Annotated in this window: 17 protein-coding genes and 1 pseudogene; 9 read left to right on the top strand and 9 right to left on the bottom strand. The window is 66.8% G+C overall.

The genetic code is table 11. The features are described from left to right. Positions 1 to 7: 7 nt before the first annotated feature. The gene (locus ACAM51_RS04245) at positions 8 to 460 is read right to left on the bottom strand and encodes a CBS domain-containing protein (RefSeq protein WP_218297720.1); all 453 of its coding nucleotides are present in this window, start codon (positions 458 to 460) and stop codon (positions 8 to 10) included. A gap of 111 nt (positions 461 to 571) precedes the next feature. On the opposite strand from ACAM51_RS04245, the gene ACAM51_RS04250 reads away from it, so the two are divergent. From ACAM51_RS04250 to ACAM51_RS04260, 3 genes are all read left to right on the top strand, one after another. Further along, positions 572 to 1,879, top strand: a complete 1,308-nt coding sequence (locus ACAM51_RS04250; protein ID WP_369643763.1) for an O-acetylhomoserine aminocarboxypropyltransferase — start codon at positions 572 to 574, stop codon at positions 1,877 to 1,879. 31 nt (positions 1,880 to 1,910) lie between these two features. Beyond that, complete coding sequence (locus ACAM51_RS04255; protein ID WP_369642805.1) at positions 1,911 to 3,419, top strand: DUF4303 domain-containing protein; 1,509 nt, start codon at positions 1,911 to 1,913, stop codon at positions 3,417 to 3,419. 66 nt (positions 3,420 to 3,485) lie between these two features. Continuing rightward, the gene (locus ACAM51_RS04260; protein WP_369642806.1) at positions 3,486 to 4,304 is read left to right on the top strand and encodes an alpha/beta fold hydrolase; all 819 of its coding nucleotides are present in this window, start codon (positions 3,486 to 3,488) and stop codon (positions 4,302 to 4,304) included. A gap of 60 nt (positions 4,305 to 4,364) precedes the next feature. On the opposite strand, the pseudogene ACAM51_RS04265 reads toward ACAM51_RS04260, so the two are convergent. Both ACAM51_RS04265 and ACAM51_RS04270 read right to left on the bottom strand, forming a co-directional pair. Further along, positions 4,365 to 5,611 (bottom strand): annotated as a pseudogene (locus tag ACAM51_RS04265) (DUF418 domain-containing protein). A gap of 20 nt (positions 5,612 to 5,631) precedes the next feature. Continuing rightward, complete coding sequence (locus tag ACAM51_RS04270; protein ID WP_369642807.1) at positions 5,632 to 6,231, bottom strand: TetR/AcrR family transcriptional regulator; 600 nt, start codon at positions 6,229 to 6,231, stop codon at positions 5,632 to 5,634. 135 nt (positions 6,232 to 6,366) lie between these two features. Between ACAM51_RS04270 and ACAM51_RS04275 the strand changes: the two genes are divergently transcribed. Then, on the top strand, positions 6,367 to 6,699 hold the full coding sequence (locus ACAM51_RS04275; protein WP_218297726.1) for an Mpo1-like protein: 333 nt from the start codon (positions 6,367 to 6,369) through the stop codon (positions 6,697 to 6,699). Between the two features lie 98 nt (positions 6,700 to 6,797). Here the strand turns inward: ACAM51_RS04275 and ACAM51_RS04280 are convergent, their stop codons facing one another. Further along, the gene (locus ACAM51_RS04280) at positions 6,798 to 8,048 is read right to left on the bottom strand and encodes a YihY family inner membrane protein (RefSeq protein WP_218297727.1); all 1,251 of its coding nucleotides are present in this window, start codon (positions 8,046 to 8,048) and stop codon (positions 6,798 to 6,800) included. A gap of 21 nt (positions 8,049 to 8,069) precedes the next feature. Here ACAM51_RS04280 and ACAM51_RS04285 point away from each other — a divergent pair, with 21 nt between their 5' ends. The 5 genes from ACAM51_RS04285 to ACAM51_RS04305 all read left to right on the top strand — a co-directional run bounded on the left by ACAM51_RS04285 (position 8,070) and on the right by ACAM51_RS04305 (position 12,065). Then, positions 8,070 to 8,498 (top strand): DUF2069 domain-containing protein, encoded by a 429-nt coding sequence (locus ACAM51_RS04285; protein ID WP_218297728.1) that lies wholly within the window; start codon positions 8,070 to 8,072, stop codon positions 8,496 to 8,498. A 53-nt stretch (positions 8,499 to 8,551) separates the two neighbouring features. Then, a complete protein-coding gene (locus ACAM51_RS04290; protein ID WP_369642808.1) occupies positions 8,552 to 9,970 on the top strand; it encodes an FAD-binding oxidoreductase in 1,419 nt (472 codons plus the stop codon). 30 nt (positions 9,971 to 10,000) lie between these two features. Beyond that, positions 10,001 to 10,468 carry an N-acetyltransferase family protein gene (locus tag ACAM51_RS04295; protein ID WP_369642809.1) on the top strand — a complete coding sequence of 156 codons (468 nt, stop codon included), beginning with the start codon at positions 10,001 to 10,003 and terminating at the stop codon, positions 10,466 to 10,468. A 249-nt stretch (positions 10,469 to 10,717) separates the two neighbouring features. Further along, on the top strand, positions 10,718 to 11,407 hold the full coding sequence (locus ACAM51_RS04300) for a DNA/RNA non-specific endonuclease (RefSeq protein ID WP_369643764.1): 690 nt from the start codon (positions 10,718 to 10,720) through the stop codon (positions 11,405 to 11,407). A 28-nt stretch (positions 11,408 to 11,435) separates the two neighbouring features. Beyond that, the gene (locus tag ACAM51_RS04305) at positions 11,436 to 12,065 is read left to right on the top strand and encodes a GNAT family N-acetyltransferase (protein WP_369642810.1); all 630 of its coding nucleotides are present in this window, start codon (positions 11,436 to 11,438) and stop codon (positions 12,063 to 12,065) included. Between the two features lie 92 nt (positions 12,066 to 12,157). On the opposite strand, the gene ACAM51_RS04310 is transcribed toward ACAM51_RS04305, so the two are convergent. From ACAM51_RS04310 to ACAM51_RS04330, 5 genes are all read right to left on the bottom strand, one after another. Beyond that, entirely contained in the window at positions 12,158 to 14,011 is a 1,854-nt protein-coding gene (locus ACAM51_RS04310) for a methyl-accepting chemotaxis protein (protein WP_369642811.1), read from the bottom strand. A gap of 212 nt (positions 14,012 to 14,223) precedes the next feature. Continuing rightward, entirely contained in the window at positions 14,224 to 15,354 is a 1,131-nt protein-coding gene (locus tag ACAM51_RS04315; protein WP_369642812.1) for a 2-aminoethylphosphonate--pyruvate transaminase, read from the bottom strand. 46 nt (positions 15,355 to 15,400) lie between these two features. Further along, positions 15,401 to 17,104: a putative 2-aminoethylphosphonate ABC transporter permease subunit gene (locus tag ACAM51_RS04320; RefSeq protein WP_369642813.1), complete on the bottom strand. Its 1,704-nt coding sequence runs from the start codon at positions 17,102 to 17,104 to the stop codon at positions 15,401 to 15,403. Between the two features lie 26 nt (positions 17,105 to 17,130). Then, positions 17,131 to 18,267 carry a putative 2-aminoethylphosphonate ABC transporter ATP-binding protein gene (locus tag ACAM51_RS04325; protein WP_369642814.1) on the bottom strand — a complete coding sequence of 379 codons (1,137 nt, stop codon included), beginning with the start codon at positions 18,265 to 18,267 and terminating at the stop codon, positions 17,131 to 17,133. A gap of 74 nt (positions 18,268 to 18,341) precedes the next feature. Then, positions 18,342 to 19,379, bottom strand: coding sequence for a putative 2-aminoethylphosphonate ABC transporter substrate-binding protein (locus tag ACAM51_RS04330; protein WP_369642815.1), 1,038 nt, complete (start codon positions 19,377 to 19,379; stop codon positions 18,342 to 18,344). Between the last annotated feature and the right edge of the window lie 146 nt (positions 19,380 to 19,525).

Raw genomic sequence — 19,525 nt, forward strand, 5'->3', positions numbered from 1 at the left:
GCCGTGGTCAGCCGCCGCGGGCGTCGTCTTCCGGCCAGTCGCGGATGTAGGCCTTGAGCATCTTGTTCTCGAAGTTCTGGCTGTCCACCACGGCCTTGGCCACGTCGTAGAAGCTGATCACGCCCATGAGCATCTTGCGGTCCATCACCGGCATGTAGCGCGCATGGCGGTCCAGCATCATGCGGCGCACCTCGTCCATGTCGGTTTCGAGCGTGCAGGTCAGGGGTGCATCGTCCATGGCCGAACGAACCTGCAGGGTGCCCACGCTGCCGCCATTCCTCACCACGGCCTGGATCACTTCGCGAAACGTGAGCATGCCCACCAGATCGCCCAGCTCCATCACCACCAGCGAGCCGATGTCCCTGTCGGCCATCACATCCACGGCGCCCGCCAGCGGCTCGTCCGGCGTGACGGTGTAGAGGGTGTTCCCTTTGACGCGGAGGATGTCGCTGACTTTCATGGTTTCTGGGTCTCCAAGAGGGCGGGAAGAGCGCGGCAGGCGCTAGAGGCTGTCTTGCACCAAATATAGCCCACAATGCCCGGCTGAATTGACAACATGGGAGACACACAGATGCCCGGCTACTCCGACCCCGGCTTTGACACGCTGGCCCTGCACGCGGGTGCAAGCCCCGACCCCGCCACTGGCGCGCGCGCGGTGCCCATCCACCTGACCACCTCTTTCGTCTTCGAGTCGAGCGACCATGCCGCGTCGCTGTTCAACCTGGAGCGTGGCGGCCACGTGTACAGCCGCATCAGCAACCCCACCAACGCCGTGCTGGAGCAGCGCGTGGCGGCGCTGGAAGGCGGCGTCGGCGCCATTGCCACCGCCAGCGGCCAGGCCGCGCTGCACCTGGCCGTGGCCACGCTGATGGGTGCCGGCAGCCACATCGTGGCCAGCACCGCGCTGTATGGCGGCTCGCAGAACCTGCTGCACTACACGCTCTCGCGCTTCGGCATCGAGACCACCTTCGTCAAGCCCGGCGACATCGACGCCTGGCGCGCCGCCGTGCGGCCCAACACCAAGCTGTTCTTTGGCGAGACGGTGGGCAACCCGGGCCTGGACGTGCTGGACATCCCCACCGTGAGCGCGATTGCGCACGAGGCCGGTGTGCCTCTGCTGGTGGACTCCACCCTGACCTCGCCCTGGCTCATCAGGCCGTTCGAGCATGGCGCCGATCTGGTCTACCACTCGGCCACCAAGTTCCTCTCGGGCCACGGCACCGTGGTGGGTGGCGTCGTGGTCGATGGCGGCAGCTTCGACTGGGACGGCCCCAGATCCGCCGGCAAGTTCGCCGAGCTGACCCAGCCCTACGACGGCTTTCACAACATGGTGTTCGCCGAAGAGAGCACCGTGGGCGCCTTCCTGCTGCGCGCGCGCCGCGAGGGCCTGCGCGACTTCGGCGCCTGCATGAGCCCGCACACGGCCTGGCTCATCCTGCAGGGCATCGAGACCCTGCCGCTGCGCATGCAGCAGCACATGCGCAACACCGAAAAGGTGGTCGAATTTCTGGCCGCTCAGCCCTTCGTGTCGCGCGTGGGCCACCCCATGCTCGCATCTCACCCCAGCCACGCGCTGGCGCAAAAGCTGCTGCCGCGCGGCGCGGGCTCGGTGTTCAGCTTCGACCTCAAGGGCAACCGCGAACAGGGCAAGAAGTTCATCGAAACCCTCAAGGTCTTCAGCCACCTGGCCAACGTGGGCGACTGCCGCAGCCTGGTGATCCACCCGGCCAGCACCACGCATTTCCGGATGAGCGACGAGGCCCTGGCGGGTGCCGGCATCACGCAGGGCACGATCCGCCTGTCCATCGGGCTGGAGGATGCCGACGACCTGATCGACGATTTGAAGCGCGCCCTCAAGGCCGCAGAGAAGGCCGCCTGAAGGCCTGGGCCCGACCACGCCAGCCACGCCGATGCAAGCCGCAGCCCCACAGCCCGTGTTTTCCTGGGACGCCTTCGAGCAGGCCTTCCTTGACGCCGCGCTCCCGGTGGCCAGCGCCGTCCTTGCCCGGCACCCGGAGCACCGCTTCTATGCGGTCGCCCTGGCCGGCATGGGCCGCGAGCTTGATGGCCCCCTCTTCCTGCCCGCGATCGCGCTGAACAGCGAACAGGCCTACGCCCAGGCCAAGGGCGGCGGCGATGACGGCGGGGGCGGCACGCTGTACAGCCTGCGCTGGAATCCGGCGGACTGGGGCTGGCCTGACCTGCCGGCCGACAGCCCAGCCCTGGCCCGGATGCAGCAGGAGCTGCAGGCACATGCCTGTCGCGGCGACGTGGCGCACTGGCGGGCCACCGAGCAGCAATGCCTGGAGGCCCTGGTGCGCGCATGCCAGCGCCTGCGCACCGCGCTGCGGGCCTTGCCCTGGTCGGACCGGCTCACGCCGGACTTCGCCGTGCTGCTGCATGAGGACAGCGACGAGGGCGTGCAGTGGGCCCGGCGCTGCCTGGGAGACGATGCCTTCGCCGCCCTGCTTCCCGGCCATGCGGCCGCCATCGCGGAGGCGCTGCGCGTGGAAGCACTGCCCCCGGACCAGCAACTGCGCTATCACCTGGCATGCCTGCGCAATGAAGCCGCGCCCGAGCTGGGCCTGGGCCGCCAACAAGCCGTGGACCATGCCACGCAGGACACCGAACACGCGCTGCGGCGGCTCGGCCCCGTCGCGGTGCCCGCCTTGCTGGCGCTGCTGGAGCGCGCGGACACGCAGTCCATCGCGGCCAGGCTCCTGGGCGACATCGGATCCGCCAGCCCCGAGGTGCTGGACGCCCTGCGCCACCACCTGCTGCGGCCGGTCCCACGCGGCAGCCGGGCCCACCTTGGCCGCGCGGGCCGGCTCGGGTGCGCCTGCGCGCTGGGGCAGCTGGGGGATGGGCGGTGGCTGCTGTCGCAGGTGGGCACGCTGGCGGACGACCTGGTCGCCAGCGGCCTGGCCGCGCCGCTGGGGCCCTTTCGGGACCGGTGCCTTCAGCCCCGCCCGCTGGACTATGCCCCCCTGGAACACGCCGTCCTGCAGCATCCGGCCCTCCGGCTGGCCCTGCAGGGCAAGCTGGCTCCGGGGCGCGGCACCTGCACACTGGGCCCGGCGGACGTGGACGAAGCCCTGCGCGGCCTGGGCTCGCCCACGCCGCTCGTGCGCCAGCACGCTGCCATGGCACTGGGAGACCGCGCCCTGGGCAGCGAAAGGGCTCCGCGCATCGTGCCCGCGCTGGCGCGCGCCGCCACGGACGATGCCGAGGAAACCGTGCGCTTCCTGGCCGTGCTGGGCCTGGGCTACTGGAAGCAGGATGCGGCCCACCTGCGCTCCCTGGCGCAAGCCACGGCGGCACACGACCCGAGCGACCGCATTCGCGATACCGCGCGGCGCTGGCTGGAGGCGCTGGACACGCACCGCGCGATGGCCCCAACCGGACAGGCACCTGGCTAGGCGCCAGCCCCATGCCCCTTTTCCACCGAGACAATCCACACAAGAGAGCGAACACAGGAACACGCCATGCAACTTCAAGTCAACGAGAGCCCCGTCTACTGCTACACCGGGGGCAAGGCCTTCGATGCATCCAAGCCCACCGTGGTCTTCATCCATGGCGTGCTGAACGACCACAGTGTCTGGGCCCTGCAAAGCCGCTACATGGCCAACCACGGCTGGAACGTGCTGGCCATCGACCTGCCCGGCCACTGCAGAAGCGGCGGCGACGCGCCCGCCTCGGTGGAGCAGGGCGCCGACTTCATTGGCGCGCTGCTGGACGCGGCCGGCGTGCAGCGGGCGGCGCTGGTGGGGCACAGCTGGGGTTCGCTCATCGCCATGGAGGCGGCCGCGCGGCTCAAGGACCGCATCAGCCATCTGGTGCTGGTGGGCACGGCGTTTCCCATGAAGGTGTCGCCCGCGCTCATCGAGGCCTCGCAAAGCGATCCCGAGAAGGCCATGCGCATGGTCAACGTGTTTTCTCGCAGCACGCTGGCGGCGCCCCCTTCGGCCCTGGGCCCCGGCACCTGGGTGTTTGGCGCCGGCATGGCGCTCGGGCGCAAGGTGCTGCGCAGCAACCCCGCCGTCAACGTGTTTCACCGGGGTTTCGTCGCCTGCGACAGCTATGGCGGCGGCGAAGCGGCCATGGCCCAGCTCACCTGCCCCGTGCTGTTTGCACTGGGTGCGCAGGACCAGATGACCGCGCCCAAGGCCGCGCAGGGCCTGGTCAACGCCGCGCGCACGGCGGGCAGGACAGTGCAGGTCGCGCCCCTGCCGGTGGGCCACAACCAGATGACCGAAGCGCCGGAAGAAACGCTGTTCGCGCTGCGGGACTTCCTGGCCCGCTGAACCAGCACGGCAGGGCGCGGCCGGCCCGCATCCCCGCGTCCACCGTGCGCGCTCTCGCCGTCAGCGCGCGCGGCGCCGCCATGCCGGCCGCTGCCAGAGCGTGACGGCGCGCAGCAGCCACTCCACCGGGCCATAGGCGGGGCGGCCATCCAGTGCCGGCTCAGCGCCAGCTGGGCACCGTACAGTACGAGCACGCCCAGCCCCACCAGAAGCGGCGCCACCTGGCCCACCAGCGCCCAGCCGTAGGCCGTGAACACCAGCGCCCCCACCAGCGACTGCAGCAGGTAGTTCGACAGCGCCATGCGCCCCGCCGGTTCCAGCACCGCGCCCAGCCGGCGGCCGGCGGGGCCGCTTTGCAGCAGCCAGAGCAGCGCCGCGACGTACCCGAAGGTAAGGAATGGCGCCGTGGCCAGATCGACCGCCAACGCGGCCAGCCCCAGGTGCTCGGGGTGGGTGACGCTGCTGGCCCCGGGCTGCACGGACGCGTAGAACCAGGCCCCCGCCGCGCCCACGGGCAGGCAGCACGCCATCCATCGGCGCAGCCGGGCCGGCTGCCGCGCCACCCTGGCCAGGTAGCCCGAGCGCCGAGCCGCCAGCCCCAGCAAAAACATGGCCAGCGCGCAGGGCCCCTGGACGAACACCAGCACGAACCACACGCCATCGGCCATGTCGCGGCCCCGCTGCGCGATCGCCTCTTGCACGCTGGCGCGGTAGGCCTGCGCGGCCTGCTGCGCCTTGGCGTGCAGTTCGGCCACGGGCAGGTCCAGCGGCGGGGCCAGCGCCATCAGCCAGGCGATCGCCCCCCAGCCCCAGGCCGTGATGCCCAGCAACCCCAGGGCCAGCGCCACGGCGGCCACGGGGCGCAGCCGGCCCAGCGCCAGCAGCACGAGGCCCAGGAGTGCATAGGTCACCAGGATGTCCCCCGCGAACAGCAGCCAGGCATGTGCCAGCCCCAGCAGCCCCAGCCCCAGAAGGCGCCGCAGGAAACGCGGCACGAACGCGCCGCCCGAGCGCTGGGCCGAGTCCATCTGCAGCGCAAAGCTGTAGCCGAACAGCAGCGAGAAAAGCAGATAGAACTTGGTCTCGAAGACCAGCGCCACGAACCAGCGCACGGCATGGTCCACGGGCCGCGAGAAGGCCGGGTCGGACACGCCCACCCCGAAGTAGGTGGACGCAAAGCTGCCCGCGTTGACCATGGCGATGCCCAGCAGGGCAAATCCCCGCAGCGCGTCGATGGCATGTTCGCGGTCCGCCGCCCCGGCGGGCTGGGCCGGGTTGCCGTCCGGGAGCGAGGGGTTGGTGTCCATGGCGGGGCAAGCCACGCGCGTCATGCGGCCGGCACCACCACCGCCGCGAGCGCGCCCAGCACCAGCGTGCGGCAGGCAGCGGCGTCGAAGCGCTCTTCCACCATGGCCCGGCCAAAGGCGCCGTCCAGCAGCAGCAGGATCCAGTCCGCCGCCTGCGCCGGCGGCAGGGCGAGGCGGGCCTGCCCGCGCTCCACGGCCGCGCCGAGCAGATGCACCAGGGCCGCCTTGCGGCCCGCCTCGCTGTCGGCCACGCTCGCAAACACCAGCGGGTTGCGCACCGCTTCGGCCAGCACCTCCACGCCGATGCGCAGGTACACGGGGTCGGTCAGCTGGGCGATGCTCTCCTCCACGATGTCCTGGAGCGCCTGGTAGAGGTTCCGGGCGCGGGCCGCCGCGGCATAGCGCCCGGCGGTCTCGCGCTGGTCTTCTTCGACGATGGCGGCAACGATGGCCTCCTTGGTCGGGAAGTAATGGAACAGGTTGCCGGGGCTCATGCCCGCCTCGGCGCAGATCTCCGCCGTGCGCGTGGCATGGAACCCCTTGCGCATGAAGCAGGCCACCGCGGCCTCCAGGATCTGCTGTCGCCGCGCCTGGTGGCGCTCGGGGTTCACGGTCCGCATCGCACACCTCGCACGGTTATTAATAGATCGATTAGTCGATTAATTAAATACCACGCGGCGGCGCCTGTCAAACCCGGCACGCCATGGGGACGGGCTTGGGCGTATAAAGCGCTTGAAAACAACCAGGAGACAACGATGGACCTCAGCGCCGCCCCCACGACCGATCCGCGCGCCTTCAAGAGCTTCGCGGAGTTTTACCCCTTCTACCTGAGCGAGCACAGCAACCGCACCTGCCGCAGACTGCACTTCGCCGGCTCGACATTGACGCTGGTGTGCCTGGCGATGCTCATCGCCACGGGCAAGCCGCAGTACCTGCTGTACGGCCTGCTCTGCGGCTACGGTTTCGCGTGGGTGGGGCACTTCGGCTTCGAGAAGAACAAGCCGGCCAGCTTCAAGCGGCCCCTGTACAGCTTCATGGGCGACTGGGTGATGTACAAGGACATCTGGACGGGGAAGGTATCCCTGTGATTTCTGACTCCAACAGGCCACGGCGCTTCACTGCAATGCGCGGATAGCTATAAAAATAATAGCAAACCAATGGAGCGGACCGCCTGGCCAGCCACGGCCTACTCTGCCTGCAGCACGTCGCGCACATGCAGGCCGCCCAGCCCCGCGCGCGCCCACAGGGGCTCCAGGCTCGTGGAGCGTTCCAGCAGGAGCTTGTGCACCAGGGGCTCCAGCGGCGTGTTCTGCGGGTCGATCAGCAGCACGTACCGGGACTCGGGCACGTCCGACACGCTCATCGCCGCATCGCTCACCTGCCCCACCCAGTCCAGGGCCGTCAGCGCCTCCAGCACCGGCTCCAGCTGCAGCATGTCCACGCGCAGCCGCTGCGCCAGCTGGCTCGGCCGCAGCCCCTTCATGGCGTGGAAGCGGGCCCGGTGCAGCTCCTGCAGCACCTCCACGGCCAGCTGGAACGTCCAGCCCGCCACGGTTCCACGCCGCGCCACCCCCGCGAGAAGGCTGGGCAGGTAGGCCGTGACCACCGCCCCCAGCAGCACGATGACCCAGGCCACGTAGATCCAGATGAGCAGGATGGGCAGCGTGGCGAACGCGCCGTACACCACCGAATAGGTGGGCACGTTGCCCAGGTACAGCGCCAGCACCTTCTTGGCCAGCTCCATGCACACGGCCACGAAGAGCCCGCCGGTCCACGCGTGGCGCCACTTCACCGGGGTGTTGGGCACATAGTGGTACAGCGACGCCATGCCCGCCGCCAGCACGAGGAACTGGATCGAATCGAACAGCAGCTGCACGCCGTCGGGCAGGCGCTTGACCAACCCGCCGGACGCCGACATCACATACGAGGTGAGCGCCAGGCTCGCCCCCATGAGCAGCGGGCCCAGCGTGATGGCCGCCCAGTAGATCAGCACCCGCTGCCCCAGCGGCCGCAGGCGCTGCACGCGCCAGATGTCGTTGAGCGTGCGGTCGATCGTGAGGATCAGCGCCAGCGCCGTGGCCAGCAGGATGCTGAAACCCGCCACGCCCAGGCCGCTGGCCTTGGCCGCGAACTGGGTGAGGTAGCCCAGCACCTGGCGGGAGATGCTGTCGGGTACCAGGCTGTCCACCAGCCAGCGCTGCAACACGTCCTGCAGCTTTCCAAAGATGGGGAATGCCGTGAACACGGCCAGGGCGACGGCAAAAAACGGCACCAGCGCGAGGATGGTGGTGAAGGTCAGGCTGCTGGCGGTGAGTCCCAGATGGTCCTCGCGAAAGCGTTCACGCAGGGTCAGCGCGGTGGTTTTCCAGGGAAAGTGCGACAGTTCCGTGATCAGCGCCTCGAAGCGCGACGCTACTGTCTGTAAGGAAAAAGGCATGGCCGATATGATGCCACCCCAATGACCGCATCCCCCAGAGCCCCCGCCCTCCCTTCCAGCCCCGCCGACAGCGGCGTCCGTGCCACACGCTGGCTGGCCACCGGCAGCCTGCTGGCGCTCATCGTCCTGTGCCTGGCCTGGGAACTGGTGCTGGCGCCCCTGCGGCCCGGCGGGACCTGGCTCGCGCTCAAGGCGCTGCCGTTGTGCATCCCGCTGGCGGGCATCCTCAAGAACCGCATGTACACCTACCGCTGGGTCAGCCTGGTGATCTGGCTGTACTTCACCGAAGGCGTGGTGCGCGGCTGGAGCGACAGGCCGCCGTCGCAATGGCTGGCCTGGGCCGAGGTCGCGCTGTGCCTGGCCCTGTTCGTGGCCTGCACACTGCACGTGCGGCTGCGCCAGCGCAACGCGAAGGCGGCGGCAGCCGCCGCGGCCACGCCGGCCTCTTGATGCCAGCCGCCGCGCGCCATCCCCCTCCCTCGAACTGAAGAAGACGCTTGTCCATGACCACCTTGCTCGACACCTTGCGCACCCTCGTCGGCCCTGCCCACGTGATCACCGAGGGCGACCTCACCGCCTGGGAACAGGACTGGCGCCGCCGCGTGCGCGGCAAGGCCCTGGCCGTGGTGCGCCCCGCCACCACGCAGGAGGTGGCCACCGTGGTCGCGGCCTGCGCGGCGGCGGGAACCACCATCGTGCCGCAGGGCGGCAACACCGGCCTGGCCGTGGGCTCGACACCCGATGATTCCGGCACGCAGATCGTGCTGAGCCTCACGCGCATGAACGCGGTGCGCAGCATCGACACCGACAACCTCACCATGACGGTGGAGGCCGGCTGCATCCTGCAGAACCTGCAGGACGTGGCGCGCAATGCGGGTGTGCTGTTCCCCCTCTCGCTGGCGGCCGAGGGCAGCTGCACCATCGGCGGCAACCTGGGCACCAATGCGGGCGGAACGCAGGTGGTGCGCTACGGCAATGCGCGCGACCTGTGCCTGGGCCTCGAGGTGGTCACCGCCCAGGGCGAGGTGTGGGACGGCCTCAAGGGCCTGCGCAAGGACAACACGGGCTACGACCTGCGCGACCTGTTCATCGGCAGCGAAGGCACGCTGGGCATCATCACCGCCGCCACGCTCAAGCTCTACCCCGAGCCCGCCGCCCGCCTCACGGCCTGGGCCGCCGTGCCGTCGATGGAACACGCCGTGGCCCTGCTGGGCCTGGCGCACAAGCAGCTGGGCGCTGGCCTCACGGGCTTTGAAGTGATGGGCCAGTTCGCGCTGAGCCTGGTGGGCAAACACATGCCGCAGCTGCGCGTGCCCTTCCTCGGCGACGAGAACGCTCCCTGGTGCGTGCTGCTCGAAAACTCCGACAGCGAATCCGAAGAGCATGCGCGCGGCCGCTTCGAGGCGCTGCTCGAAACCGCCTTCGAAGCCAGTTGCGTGACCGACGCCGTGGTGGCCGAAAACCTCACCCAGGCGCAGCAGCTGTGGCACATCCGCGAGAACATTCCGCTCGCGCAGGCCGAAGAAGGCCTGAATATCAAGCACGATATCTCCATCCAGATCTCGCGCATCCCCGCCTTCGTGGCCCACACCGACGCCGTGCTGCGCCGCGAGATCCCCGGCGTGCGCCTGGTGAACTTCGGCCACCTGGGCGACGGCAACCTGCACTACAACGTGCAGGCGCCTGTTGAAGGCGACCCCAAGGCCTTCCTGCGCGACCACGAGGAGCATGTGCACCAGCTGGTGTACGACGCGGTGGCCGAGTTCAGCGGCTCCTTCTCGGCCGAGCACGGCATTGGCGAACTCAAGGCCGACAAGCTCGAAAAGTACCAATCGCCCGTGGCCCTGTCGATGATGCGCGCCGTCAAGCAGGCGCTGGACCCGCAGGGCATCATGAACCCCGGGCGCGTGCTCAACCGATAAGCCACCTTCCGTTCGCAGAGGAGTTCCAGCATGGCCGCTTCAGTGACCGTCCGCCCTGTCGCAAAAGAGGACTACGCCGCCTGGCGCCCGCTCTGGGACGGCTACAACGCCTTCTACGGGCGCTTTGGCGCCACCGCCCTGCCCGAGCACATCACCGAGAGCACCTGGCAGCGCTTCCTGGACCCCTCCGAGCCGGTGCACTGCCTGGTGGCGCAGGAGGAAGGCACCGGCGCGCTGCTGGGCCTGACCCACTACCTGTTCCACCGCAGCATGACCCGTATCGAGCCGGTCTGCTACCTCAGCGACCTGTTCACCCGCGAGGCCGTGCGCGGCCGGGGCGTCGGTCGCATGCTGATCGAAGCCGTGTACGAGCAGGCCCGTGCGGCCGGCTCGTCGCGCGTGTACTGGCAGACGCAGGAGACCAATGCGGCAGGTCGCGTGCTGTACGACAAGGTGGCCAAACACCATGGGTTCATCGTCTACGCGAAAGAGCTGTGACGGGGTCGATTTCCAGCCTCCAAACGTAAGCACTGCAAGCAGCAGAAAAACCTTGCAGCACTGCAACCCGTAAGGCCAAAACAGGCCCACAGGGGTGGTCCAATCAGCGCCCTTTCGCTGCTTTCACACCCTGTTTTGAATCTGCTTTTTTCCTGGCCCCGCGCCGCGCGTGGGGCCACGGCCCTGGCGCTGGTCCTCGGCGCCGCCGCTCCCTCCTTCGCCCGCACTCCCTCCACTTTTCTTGACCGCATCGCCGGCCTGCGCAGCACGCAGCCCACGGGCTTCGTGCAGTGCCCGCAGTTCTTCGTGGGCGGCAAGCCGCCGCCGGTGCCGCGCCGCGCCCTGCAGCGCGAACTGTGCTACGAGGCCTTTGCCGTGCTGCACAGCGGCGAGACCCGCACGCCCGTCTACGTGGCCCAGCGCCTGAACCGCCAAGTGCTGGAAGGCGCCGACGAGAAGCGCTCCAACAAGTTCTTTGCCGATGCCCGCCTGCCCCGCGGCGAGCGCGCCGAACTCGACGACTACAAACGCTCGGGCTACAGCCGCGGGCACATGGCCCCGGCGGCGGACATGTCCACCCCCACGGCCATGGCGCAGAGCTTCTCGCTGGCCAACATGGTTCCGCAGGATCCCAAGCAGAATGGGGGCCCCTGGGCCCGCATCGAGCAGGACACGCGGCGCTACGTGCTGCGGGCACGCGGCGATGTGTACGTCATCACCGGCCCGGTCTTCACGGCCGGCAGCCCCGCCGTCGGGGCCAACCAGGTGCGCGTGCCCGCTTACCTGTTCAAGCTGGTGTACGACGCCAGCACCCAGCGCGCATGGGTGCACTGGCAGGCGAACCGCGAGGACGAAAGGGCGGGCCCGCCGATCAGCTACCAGGAGCTGGTGAAGAGGACGGGCATCGAGTTCCTGCCCCAGGTGGAGCCGCAGCATTGATACCGGCAATCTGCTAACTTCCACGCCCATGCCTTCCTCTGTCCTTCACCCTTCAGTCCCCGCCTTGGCCGCATCGCTGGCCGACGACCCCTTTTACCTGGCCATCACGGCTGACTTCGCGCCCGATGCGCAGGGGCGCCGGGCGGTGCTGTCGCAGTACCTGGACTATTCGCTGCTCGAGGCACAGCGCAGCGGCCAGTGCACACTGCTGCAGGACGAGCGCCTGGGCGCCGCGCTGTGGACCCTGCCCCGCCCGGCCGAAGCCGAAGCGACCGACGCACAGGCCAAGGTGGACTACCTGCAGACCGTGCTGGGTCCGCGCGGCATGGACAACTACCGCCAGATCATCGCCTTCATGGGAGCGCGCGCCAGCGGTGTCGGGCTGGGGGGTGCCTGGTACCTGTCCATCCTGGGCATCGACCCCGCATCGCAGGGCCAGGGCCTCGGTGCCCGGCTGCTGGCGCCCACGTTGGCCGCGGCGGACCAGGCGGGCGTGGCTTGCTACCTGGAGACCTTTTCCGCGCGCAACGAGAGCTTCTATGCCCGCGCAGGGTTCAGCGCCATCGCCTCACACCTGGAGCCGGTGACGGGAGCGCCGTACACGATCATGGTGCGCCGAGGGGTCGGCAAAGCGGCACAACGGTCTGCTGGAGTCTGAGTCGGCATTGCGGGACCTGCGGCTCACAGCAGTGATGGCTCTGGTGGACGACAAACACCTGCCCCTGCTCGACTTGCCGTCCGAGACCATCGTCAAGAGCGGCGCCCCGGCGCAACCAGGCGCGGCGCTGAATACGCCGTGTCCGTGGACAGGCGAAAGGTACCCACTACCTCGGACAGGCGCTCCGACTGGTCCTTGAGGCTTTGCGCTGCGGCGGCGCTTTGCTCCACCAGGGCGGCATTTTGCTGGGTCATCTGGTCCAGATGGGCCACGGCTTGACCGACCTCACCGATGCTGGTGCTTTGTTCGTTGGTCGACGCTGTGATCTCGGCCATGATGTCCGCTACGCGCTGGACCGAGGTGACGATGTCGACCATGGTGGTACCTGCATCGTGCACCAGCCGCGAACCGTTCTCGACCTGCTCCACAGAAGAATTGATCAGCCCCTTGATCTCGCGCGCCGCCTCTGCGCTGCGCTGTGCAAGGCTGCGCACCTCGCCAGCCACCACGGCAAACCCCCGACCTTGCTCACCAGCCCTCGCTGCCTCAACGGCCGCATTGAGCGCGAGGATGTTGGTCTGGAATGCGATGCCATCGATCACCCCGATGATGTCGTTGATCTTTTTGGAGGCTGCATTGATCTGCTCCATGGTGGTCACAACGCGGCCCACCACGGTGCCGCCGCGCTGGGCCACATCGGAGGCCTGGGCCACGAGCTGGTTGGCTTGGCGGGCGGCATCGGCGTTCTGGCGTACGGTCTCGGTGAGTTGCTGCATGGAGGCCGATGTCTCCTGCAGGCTGGCGGCCGACAGCTCGGTGCGTCCGCTCAGGTCGTGGTTGCCGGTGGCGATCTCCTGTGCCGCCACGCGTACCGAGCTGCTGGTCTCGCGGATCTGGGCCAGCACTCCCGAGAGCTTGCCAGCGAAGTTGTTGAAACTCGATGCGATTTGGGCCAGCTCATCGGCACCATGCGCATCGATGCGGCGCGACAGATCCCCGCTGCCTTCGCCCACCTCCTGCATTGCATCGCGCACTTGGGTGAGCCTGCGCAGCCGCTGCGTCAGCACAGCCGCCAGCAACGCAACCGCGACTGCCAACACCACTATGCTCGACAGGACGGAAGTCGTCAGCATGGCGCGCATGGGCTCCAGCGCCTCGCGCTCGTCGAGAGCCACCACCAGCATCCAGGTCGTGCCCCTGATGGGAACCACCGTGAGCAACCGGGTGCGGCCGTCAATCTCCACCGGCAGCACGCTATGGGCATTGGCCGCAGCAGACAAGCGTTCCGAACTCAACTCATTGGAGAGATCCGTCAGCGGCTTCAAGACCAACGCTGCATCAGGGTGGGCAATGATCTTGCTGTCGCCTGACGCCATGAATCCAAAGCTCTGCGGTGTGGGCTTGATCGACGCCACCGTGTCCACCACGGTTTCCATGGAGACATCCCCTGCAGCGACCCCTTTGATAGTCCCCTCTGCGCGTACTGGCAAGACAAACGAGACGACCAGCTTTCCATCCGTTGTCCTGTAGGGCGCAGTGATTGCCGGGCCACCGGCCGCGACTGCATGCCTGTACCAAGGCCGGGCGGTGGGATCGTAGCTGGCCGGGTAGTTGCGCGTTTCCGAAAAAACGTACCTCTTGTCGGAAAAGCCGAAATAGACCGTGGAGAACTTTCCAGCATCGCGCAGGAACGCCAGGGTCTTGGCAGGCTCCGGGTCTTCGAAGGCGGCCACTGCGGTCCCGACGACCAACGCCTTGGCCTGCCCCCATTCTTCGATGGTTTGCACATGGCTCTTGGCAGTGGCCAAGCTCTGCGCAATCAGGCTGCCCCGGGCCTGGCTGCGCGCCATCAGGACATTCGCCACGGTCAGTACCAACAGCGCGATGACCAGGCAGGCCGAGGACAGTGCCAGGATCTGGATCTTGAGCGTCTTGAAATGCGACATGGGCTGCCTGTGGGAACTTCACTGTCAATACATCGGGCCAAATAATCAGCCCAGGAGCCTGCGCGGCAAAAGGAGCACCGGCTGCAACGCCCGGTCTCGTCAGGTACGGCCTCCTGCGCGCAGGGGCCCGCCCTGGGCTTGTCGCAGCACCCAACGCGCCTCGGGTTTCGAGCGTTTCGCTTCGATGCCTTCTGCTGCGCAGCCCCCGGAGTTCAGGCTTTCTCCAAGACGGATACCTGGCGTACGCCCATTGATTCGAGCGCATCGGCTACAGCCGCCACGGCACCGGGAATCCCCGCATCGCCGAAGTGACCGATGCAGCCTACGCGGAATGTTTCAAGCTGCGTGAGTTTGCCGGGATAGAGGATGTAGCCACGCTTTTTGACCTCCTGGTAGAACGCCTTGAACTCGTAAGCCGGGTCGGCCGGCGCATGGAAGGTGACGATGATCGGTGCCTGGATGGCAGGATCGAGAAACGGGCGAAAACCCAATTCCGCCATTCCGTCGATCAGTGCCTTGCAGTTGCGCGCGTAGCGTCCGCCACGCGCCGGGAGGCCACCCTCCTCCAGGTACTGGGTGATCGCCGAGTCAAGCGCCGCCACGACATGCGTCGGCGGCGTGAAGCGCCATTGCGTGGTCTTTTCCATGTAGACCCATTGGTCGTAGAGGTCCATGCTCAGAGAGTGGCAGTTGCCTTCGCAGGCCTCAAGAACACCGCGGTTGACGATGACGAAGCCCATGCCGGGAACGCCTTCGAGGCATTTCCCGGATGCGGCGATGACCGCATCGAATGGTGTCTGGCGGGCATCGATCTCCAATGCACCAAAGGAGCTCATCGCATCGATGATCAGTCCACGACCATGCTTGGCGACCACCACAGCGATTTCGTGCAGGGGATTGAGAACGCCGGTTCCGGTTTCGCAATGCACCACCGCCACGTGGGTGATGCTCTGGTCGGCAGCCAGTGCGCGGTCCACATCGGCGGGCGACACTCGCCTGTCTTCCGTGTAGTCGATGGTGCTGACCTTGCGGCCGATGACCTTGCAGATTTTGGCCAGGCGCTGGCAATACGCACCGTTGTTCGGTACGAGCACATGGCCGTTGCGCGCAACGATGGTGCCGATGGCGGCCTCCACTGAAAAAGTTCCACTTCCCTGCAGGGGGACGCACTCGTGCGTGCCTGTGCCATGCACGATCTCCAACACGTTCTTGCGAATGCGCGCGGTGATCTGGTTGAAGTCCGTGTCCCATGACCCCCAGTCGCGCAGCATGGCCTGGCGCGTGCGGTCAGAGGTGGTGAGAGGGCCGGGGGTCAGCAGGATGGGGGTGGGGTTTTGGCTCATGGTTTGTCTCCAGGCGGGGGAAGGGAACCGGGTTGGGAGGTGAAGGTCAGCTGCGGGCCAGGTTGCGCCAGGCCTGGGTGCGTGACAACAGCACACGCGTGAGCAGTGAGTAGGCAATGCACACCAGCGTCGAGGTGATCACGATCAGGCTGGCCAGTGCAGACGCGGGCCCGATGTCACCGGCATCGTCCAGGTGCATGATCGCTACCGAGGCGAGGATGGTCTCGGGCGTGTAGAGAAAGATCGCGCACGACAGGCTGGCCATCGACACCACAAAGAAATAGCGCCCGATATCGAGAATGGCCGGCAGGCACACGGGCACGGTGACCCGCATGAAGGTCTTGAAGAAGGGGACCTTGAGGGACGCGGATACGGCCTCGAACTCGTTGTCCAGCTGCTTGAGCGCCGTGATGGCGGTGAGGTGGCTGGAGGTGTAGTAATGGATGACCATCGAGATGATCAGGATCGCCATCGTCTGGTACAGAAAGTTCAGCGGATTCGCGGGATGGTTGAAGAACATCACGTAACCCAGCCCGAGCACCAGGCCCGGCACCGCCATGGACAGCACGGCCATCAGGTGCATGGCCGGCCGCATCAGGCCGAGGTTGCGCGTCTTCTCGATGAGGTAGGCCCCCACGAACACGATCAGCGAACCCGCCACTGCGGTGACCATGGCGACGAGCAGGCTGTTGCCGTAGGCAGCCGCCATGTCGCTCTCGATCAGCACGAAGTGGTAGTGCTTCAGCGTGAACGAAAGGTCATAGGGCCACAGGGAGATCAGCGAGGTGTAGATAGCCATGCCGATGGTGGCCAGAAGCAGGCCACAGACCACCGTGCAGAAGAGCGTGAGCAGCGCATCGGCGACCTTGCGCCGCTTGGGGACGTAAGGCACCGAGCGGGCCGTGAGCTGTGCCTTCAGCTTGCGCCGCACCACGTAGTCGATCACGAAGGAAATGACCGACGGAATCAGCAGCAGCATGCCGACAACGGCGCCGATGGAGAAATTGTGCTGCCCCACGACCTGCTTGAAAACGTCCACCGACAGCACGTTGAAGTTGCCCCCGATCACCTTGGGCGCACCGAAATCGCTGATCACATAGGTGAAGACCACGGTGGCCGCGCTGATGAGGCCGTACTTGCACGATGGCAGCGTGATGGTCATGAACTGGCGAACCGGCCGCGTGCGCAGCGCAGTGGCCGCCTCGTACAGCCGGCCGTCGGCGAGCGACAGGGCCGTGACCAGAATCATCAGGGCATGCGGGAAGGTGTTGTACACCTCGGCGAGGATGATTCCCGGCGCCCCGTAGATCGACATGCCGCCCAGCAGGAACTTGAGTGCGCCCTGGTTTCCAAACCACTGCACGAACGATATGGCGGACAGCAGTGAAGGCGCCAGCAAAGGGATCAGCGCGATCAGCCGAAAGACCGCCTTGAGTGGCATCGGTATGCTGCTGCGGGTCAGCGCATAGGCGAACACGAAGGCCAGAGGCACGGAGATCGCCACCACGGCGGCAGACACCCAGATCGAATTCCACGCCGCGCCCAGAAGGCTGGGGGTCTTGAAGTAGGTGATGAAGTGCGTGAGGCCGACGAAACGGCCGCTCTTGTCCTGTACGGCCTGCGCCAGGATGGTCAGCAGTGGTGCCACCAGAAAGACCAGCAGCATGGCCATCACGGCCAGCAGAATGGCCCGTGCGATGGTCTCGTCACGGCTCCAGCGCAGCATGGGCCGCAGTGGGGTTGCCGTCATGGCAGCGGAGGGGCGGGACAGTGCGGTCATGGCCCGGGCCTGCGCGCAGAAAAGGCACGGATGCGGTTGGCCCGCAGGGCAATGTCGATGGTATTGCCTTCTCGGATGCCGAGGTCATGGAGCTGATTGAGGGAAAAGTGCAGTCCCAGCGTTTGCCCATGCAGCGCATCGGCCGTCACCTCGGCAATGCACAGCCCGCCCAGGAACTCGACCTTGGTGACCAGCACTTGCAGCCGGTTGGCGGTGCTGTGGTCCAGGTTCTCGACCGCACGGTCCTCGGGTCGCAGATAGAGATTCACGTCTTCGCCGGGCTCGAACCGCCCATCGCAGGCGCTGCACTCCAGCTCCATGTCCCCCACCTGAAAACGCTGATTCCCCAGCGCCACGGAGCGCAGCACGTTGACCTTGCCGACGAAATCCGCCACGAACGGCGTGGCGGGCCGTTCGTAGATATCCATGGGGTTCCCGACCTGCTCGATCACCCCATGGTTCATGACCACGATGCGGTCCGCCATGGACAGTGCTTCTTCCTGGTCGTGCGTGACCATGATGGTGGTGATGCCCACCTGCTTTTGCAGCCGGCGAATCTCTCCGCGCAGCCGGATGCGCTCCAGCGCGTCGAGTGCGGACAGCGGCTCATCGAGCAGCAAAAGGCCGGGGCGTGTGGCCAGGGCCCGGGCCAGCGCCACGCGCTGCTGTTGTCCGCCGGACAGCTGGCTGGGATACTTGTGGCCGGAGGTCGGCAGGCCGACGAGCTTCAGCAACTCCTCGACGCGCGCCTTGATTTCCGCCTTCCTGGCGCGGCTGTTGACCAGCCCATAGCCCACGTTCTCGGCAATCGAAAGATTGGGAAAGAGGGCATAGGACTGGAAGACGATCCCATAGTCCCGCCCATCCGGGGGCAGCCAGGAGACGTCCTTGCCGTCTTGCAGGATCTGCCCGGACGTCTGTGTTTCTAGGCCTGCGATGATGCGCAGCAGCGTCGTCTTGCCGCAGCCCGAGGGGCCGAGGAAGCACAGCATTTCGCCCTTGTTGACCCGCAGGTGCACGTCGCGCAGCGCGCTGAAGGTCTCAAAGTCTTTGCGGACGCCCACAATCTCGAGCGCAGCAGGGGGCGCGGCCGGTATCTGGCTGGCGATGAATCGGGTATCGGTCATGTCCATGTTTCGCACTCGTGGTTGTGGGGCTGCAGACTGCGTCCCCCGTGGGTTCTTCTGATGGGACGCCGCCGGGCTTCCTACTTGGGCTCTGCCTTGCCTTCGTAGCGCTTGCTCCACTCGGCCAATATGCGTTCGCGGTTCTTCGCGGCCCAGTTGATGTCGTTCTTGGCGAGCAGCTTCTCGTAGTTGTCCGGGATGCCCTCCAGCTTCGATACCAGGCCCGGATAGGCCACGACGGCCCACCAGCGCGACGAGATCTGGTTGGCCTCCTTGGTGGCCATCCAGTCGGCGAACCGCTTGCCCTGCTCCAGCTTGGTACTGGTCTTCATCAGGCTGGTGGCTTCGATGTCCCAGCCAAGGCCTTCCTTGGGGAAGATGAGATCGACAGGCGCACCGGATTTCTTGACCTGGTGGGCCCGGAACTCAAAGGAAATGCCGATCGGAAATTCGCCGGCACCGGCCTGCTTGCAGGGCTTGGACCCCGAGTGCACATACTGCGCGATGTTCTGGTGCAGGGCGTCCATGAACTTCCAGCCTTCGGCATCGCCCCACATCTGCAGCCAGGAGGAGACATCCAGGTAGCCCGTACCACTGGATGCTGGATGGGGCATGGAGATGGTGCCCTTGTAGATGGGCTTAGTCAGATCCTTCCAGCTTTCAGGCTTGGGCAGGCCCAGCTTCTGGGCCTCCACCCGGTTGAAGCAGATCGTGGCGGCCCAAACGTCCATCCCGACCCATGCAGGGGGTCTTGCGGTATCGGAGTAGGCAGGATTGAGCTCCTTGAACCCCTTGGGCTCATAAGGAAGCAGCATGCCCTCCTGCTGCAGTAGCGCGAGGCTGCTGGCCGCCAGGCCCGCCACGACGTCGGCCTGTGGATTGGCCTTTTCGGCGAGCAGCTTGGCAGTGACGATTCCGGTGGAATCGCGCACCCACTTCACCTCGATGTCTGGATTCGCTTTCTCGAAAGCGTCCTTGTAGAGCTTCATGGCGTCGGTCTCCAGCGCGGTGTAGACCAGAAGCGGAGTCCTCTGTGCCCAGGCAGCGCTGCCGGCGACAAGGCCGATCGCAGCGAGACATAGGGCTGCGAGACGGCGCGTGCTTGCTTTCATCGTCATCTGTTTCTCCTGATAAGGCTTGCTATCCCCTGAACGGGTGAGTGGCGGGCTCCGGCACATGCTGCTCCATGCTCGGTGAATGAAATGTAAATTGCCAACTGAAGACTGTCAATAGTAAATTGTTGACAGTTTTCAATATCGGCGTA

It is taken from the genome of Acidovorax sp. A79, from assembly GCF_041154505.1.
Lineage (GTDB): Bacteria > Pseudomonadota > Gammaproteobacteria > Burkholderiales > Burkholderiaceae_C > Acidovorax.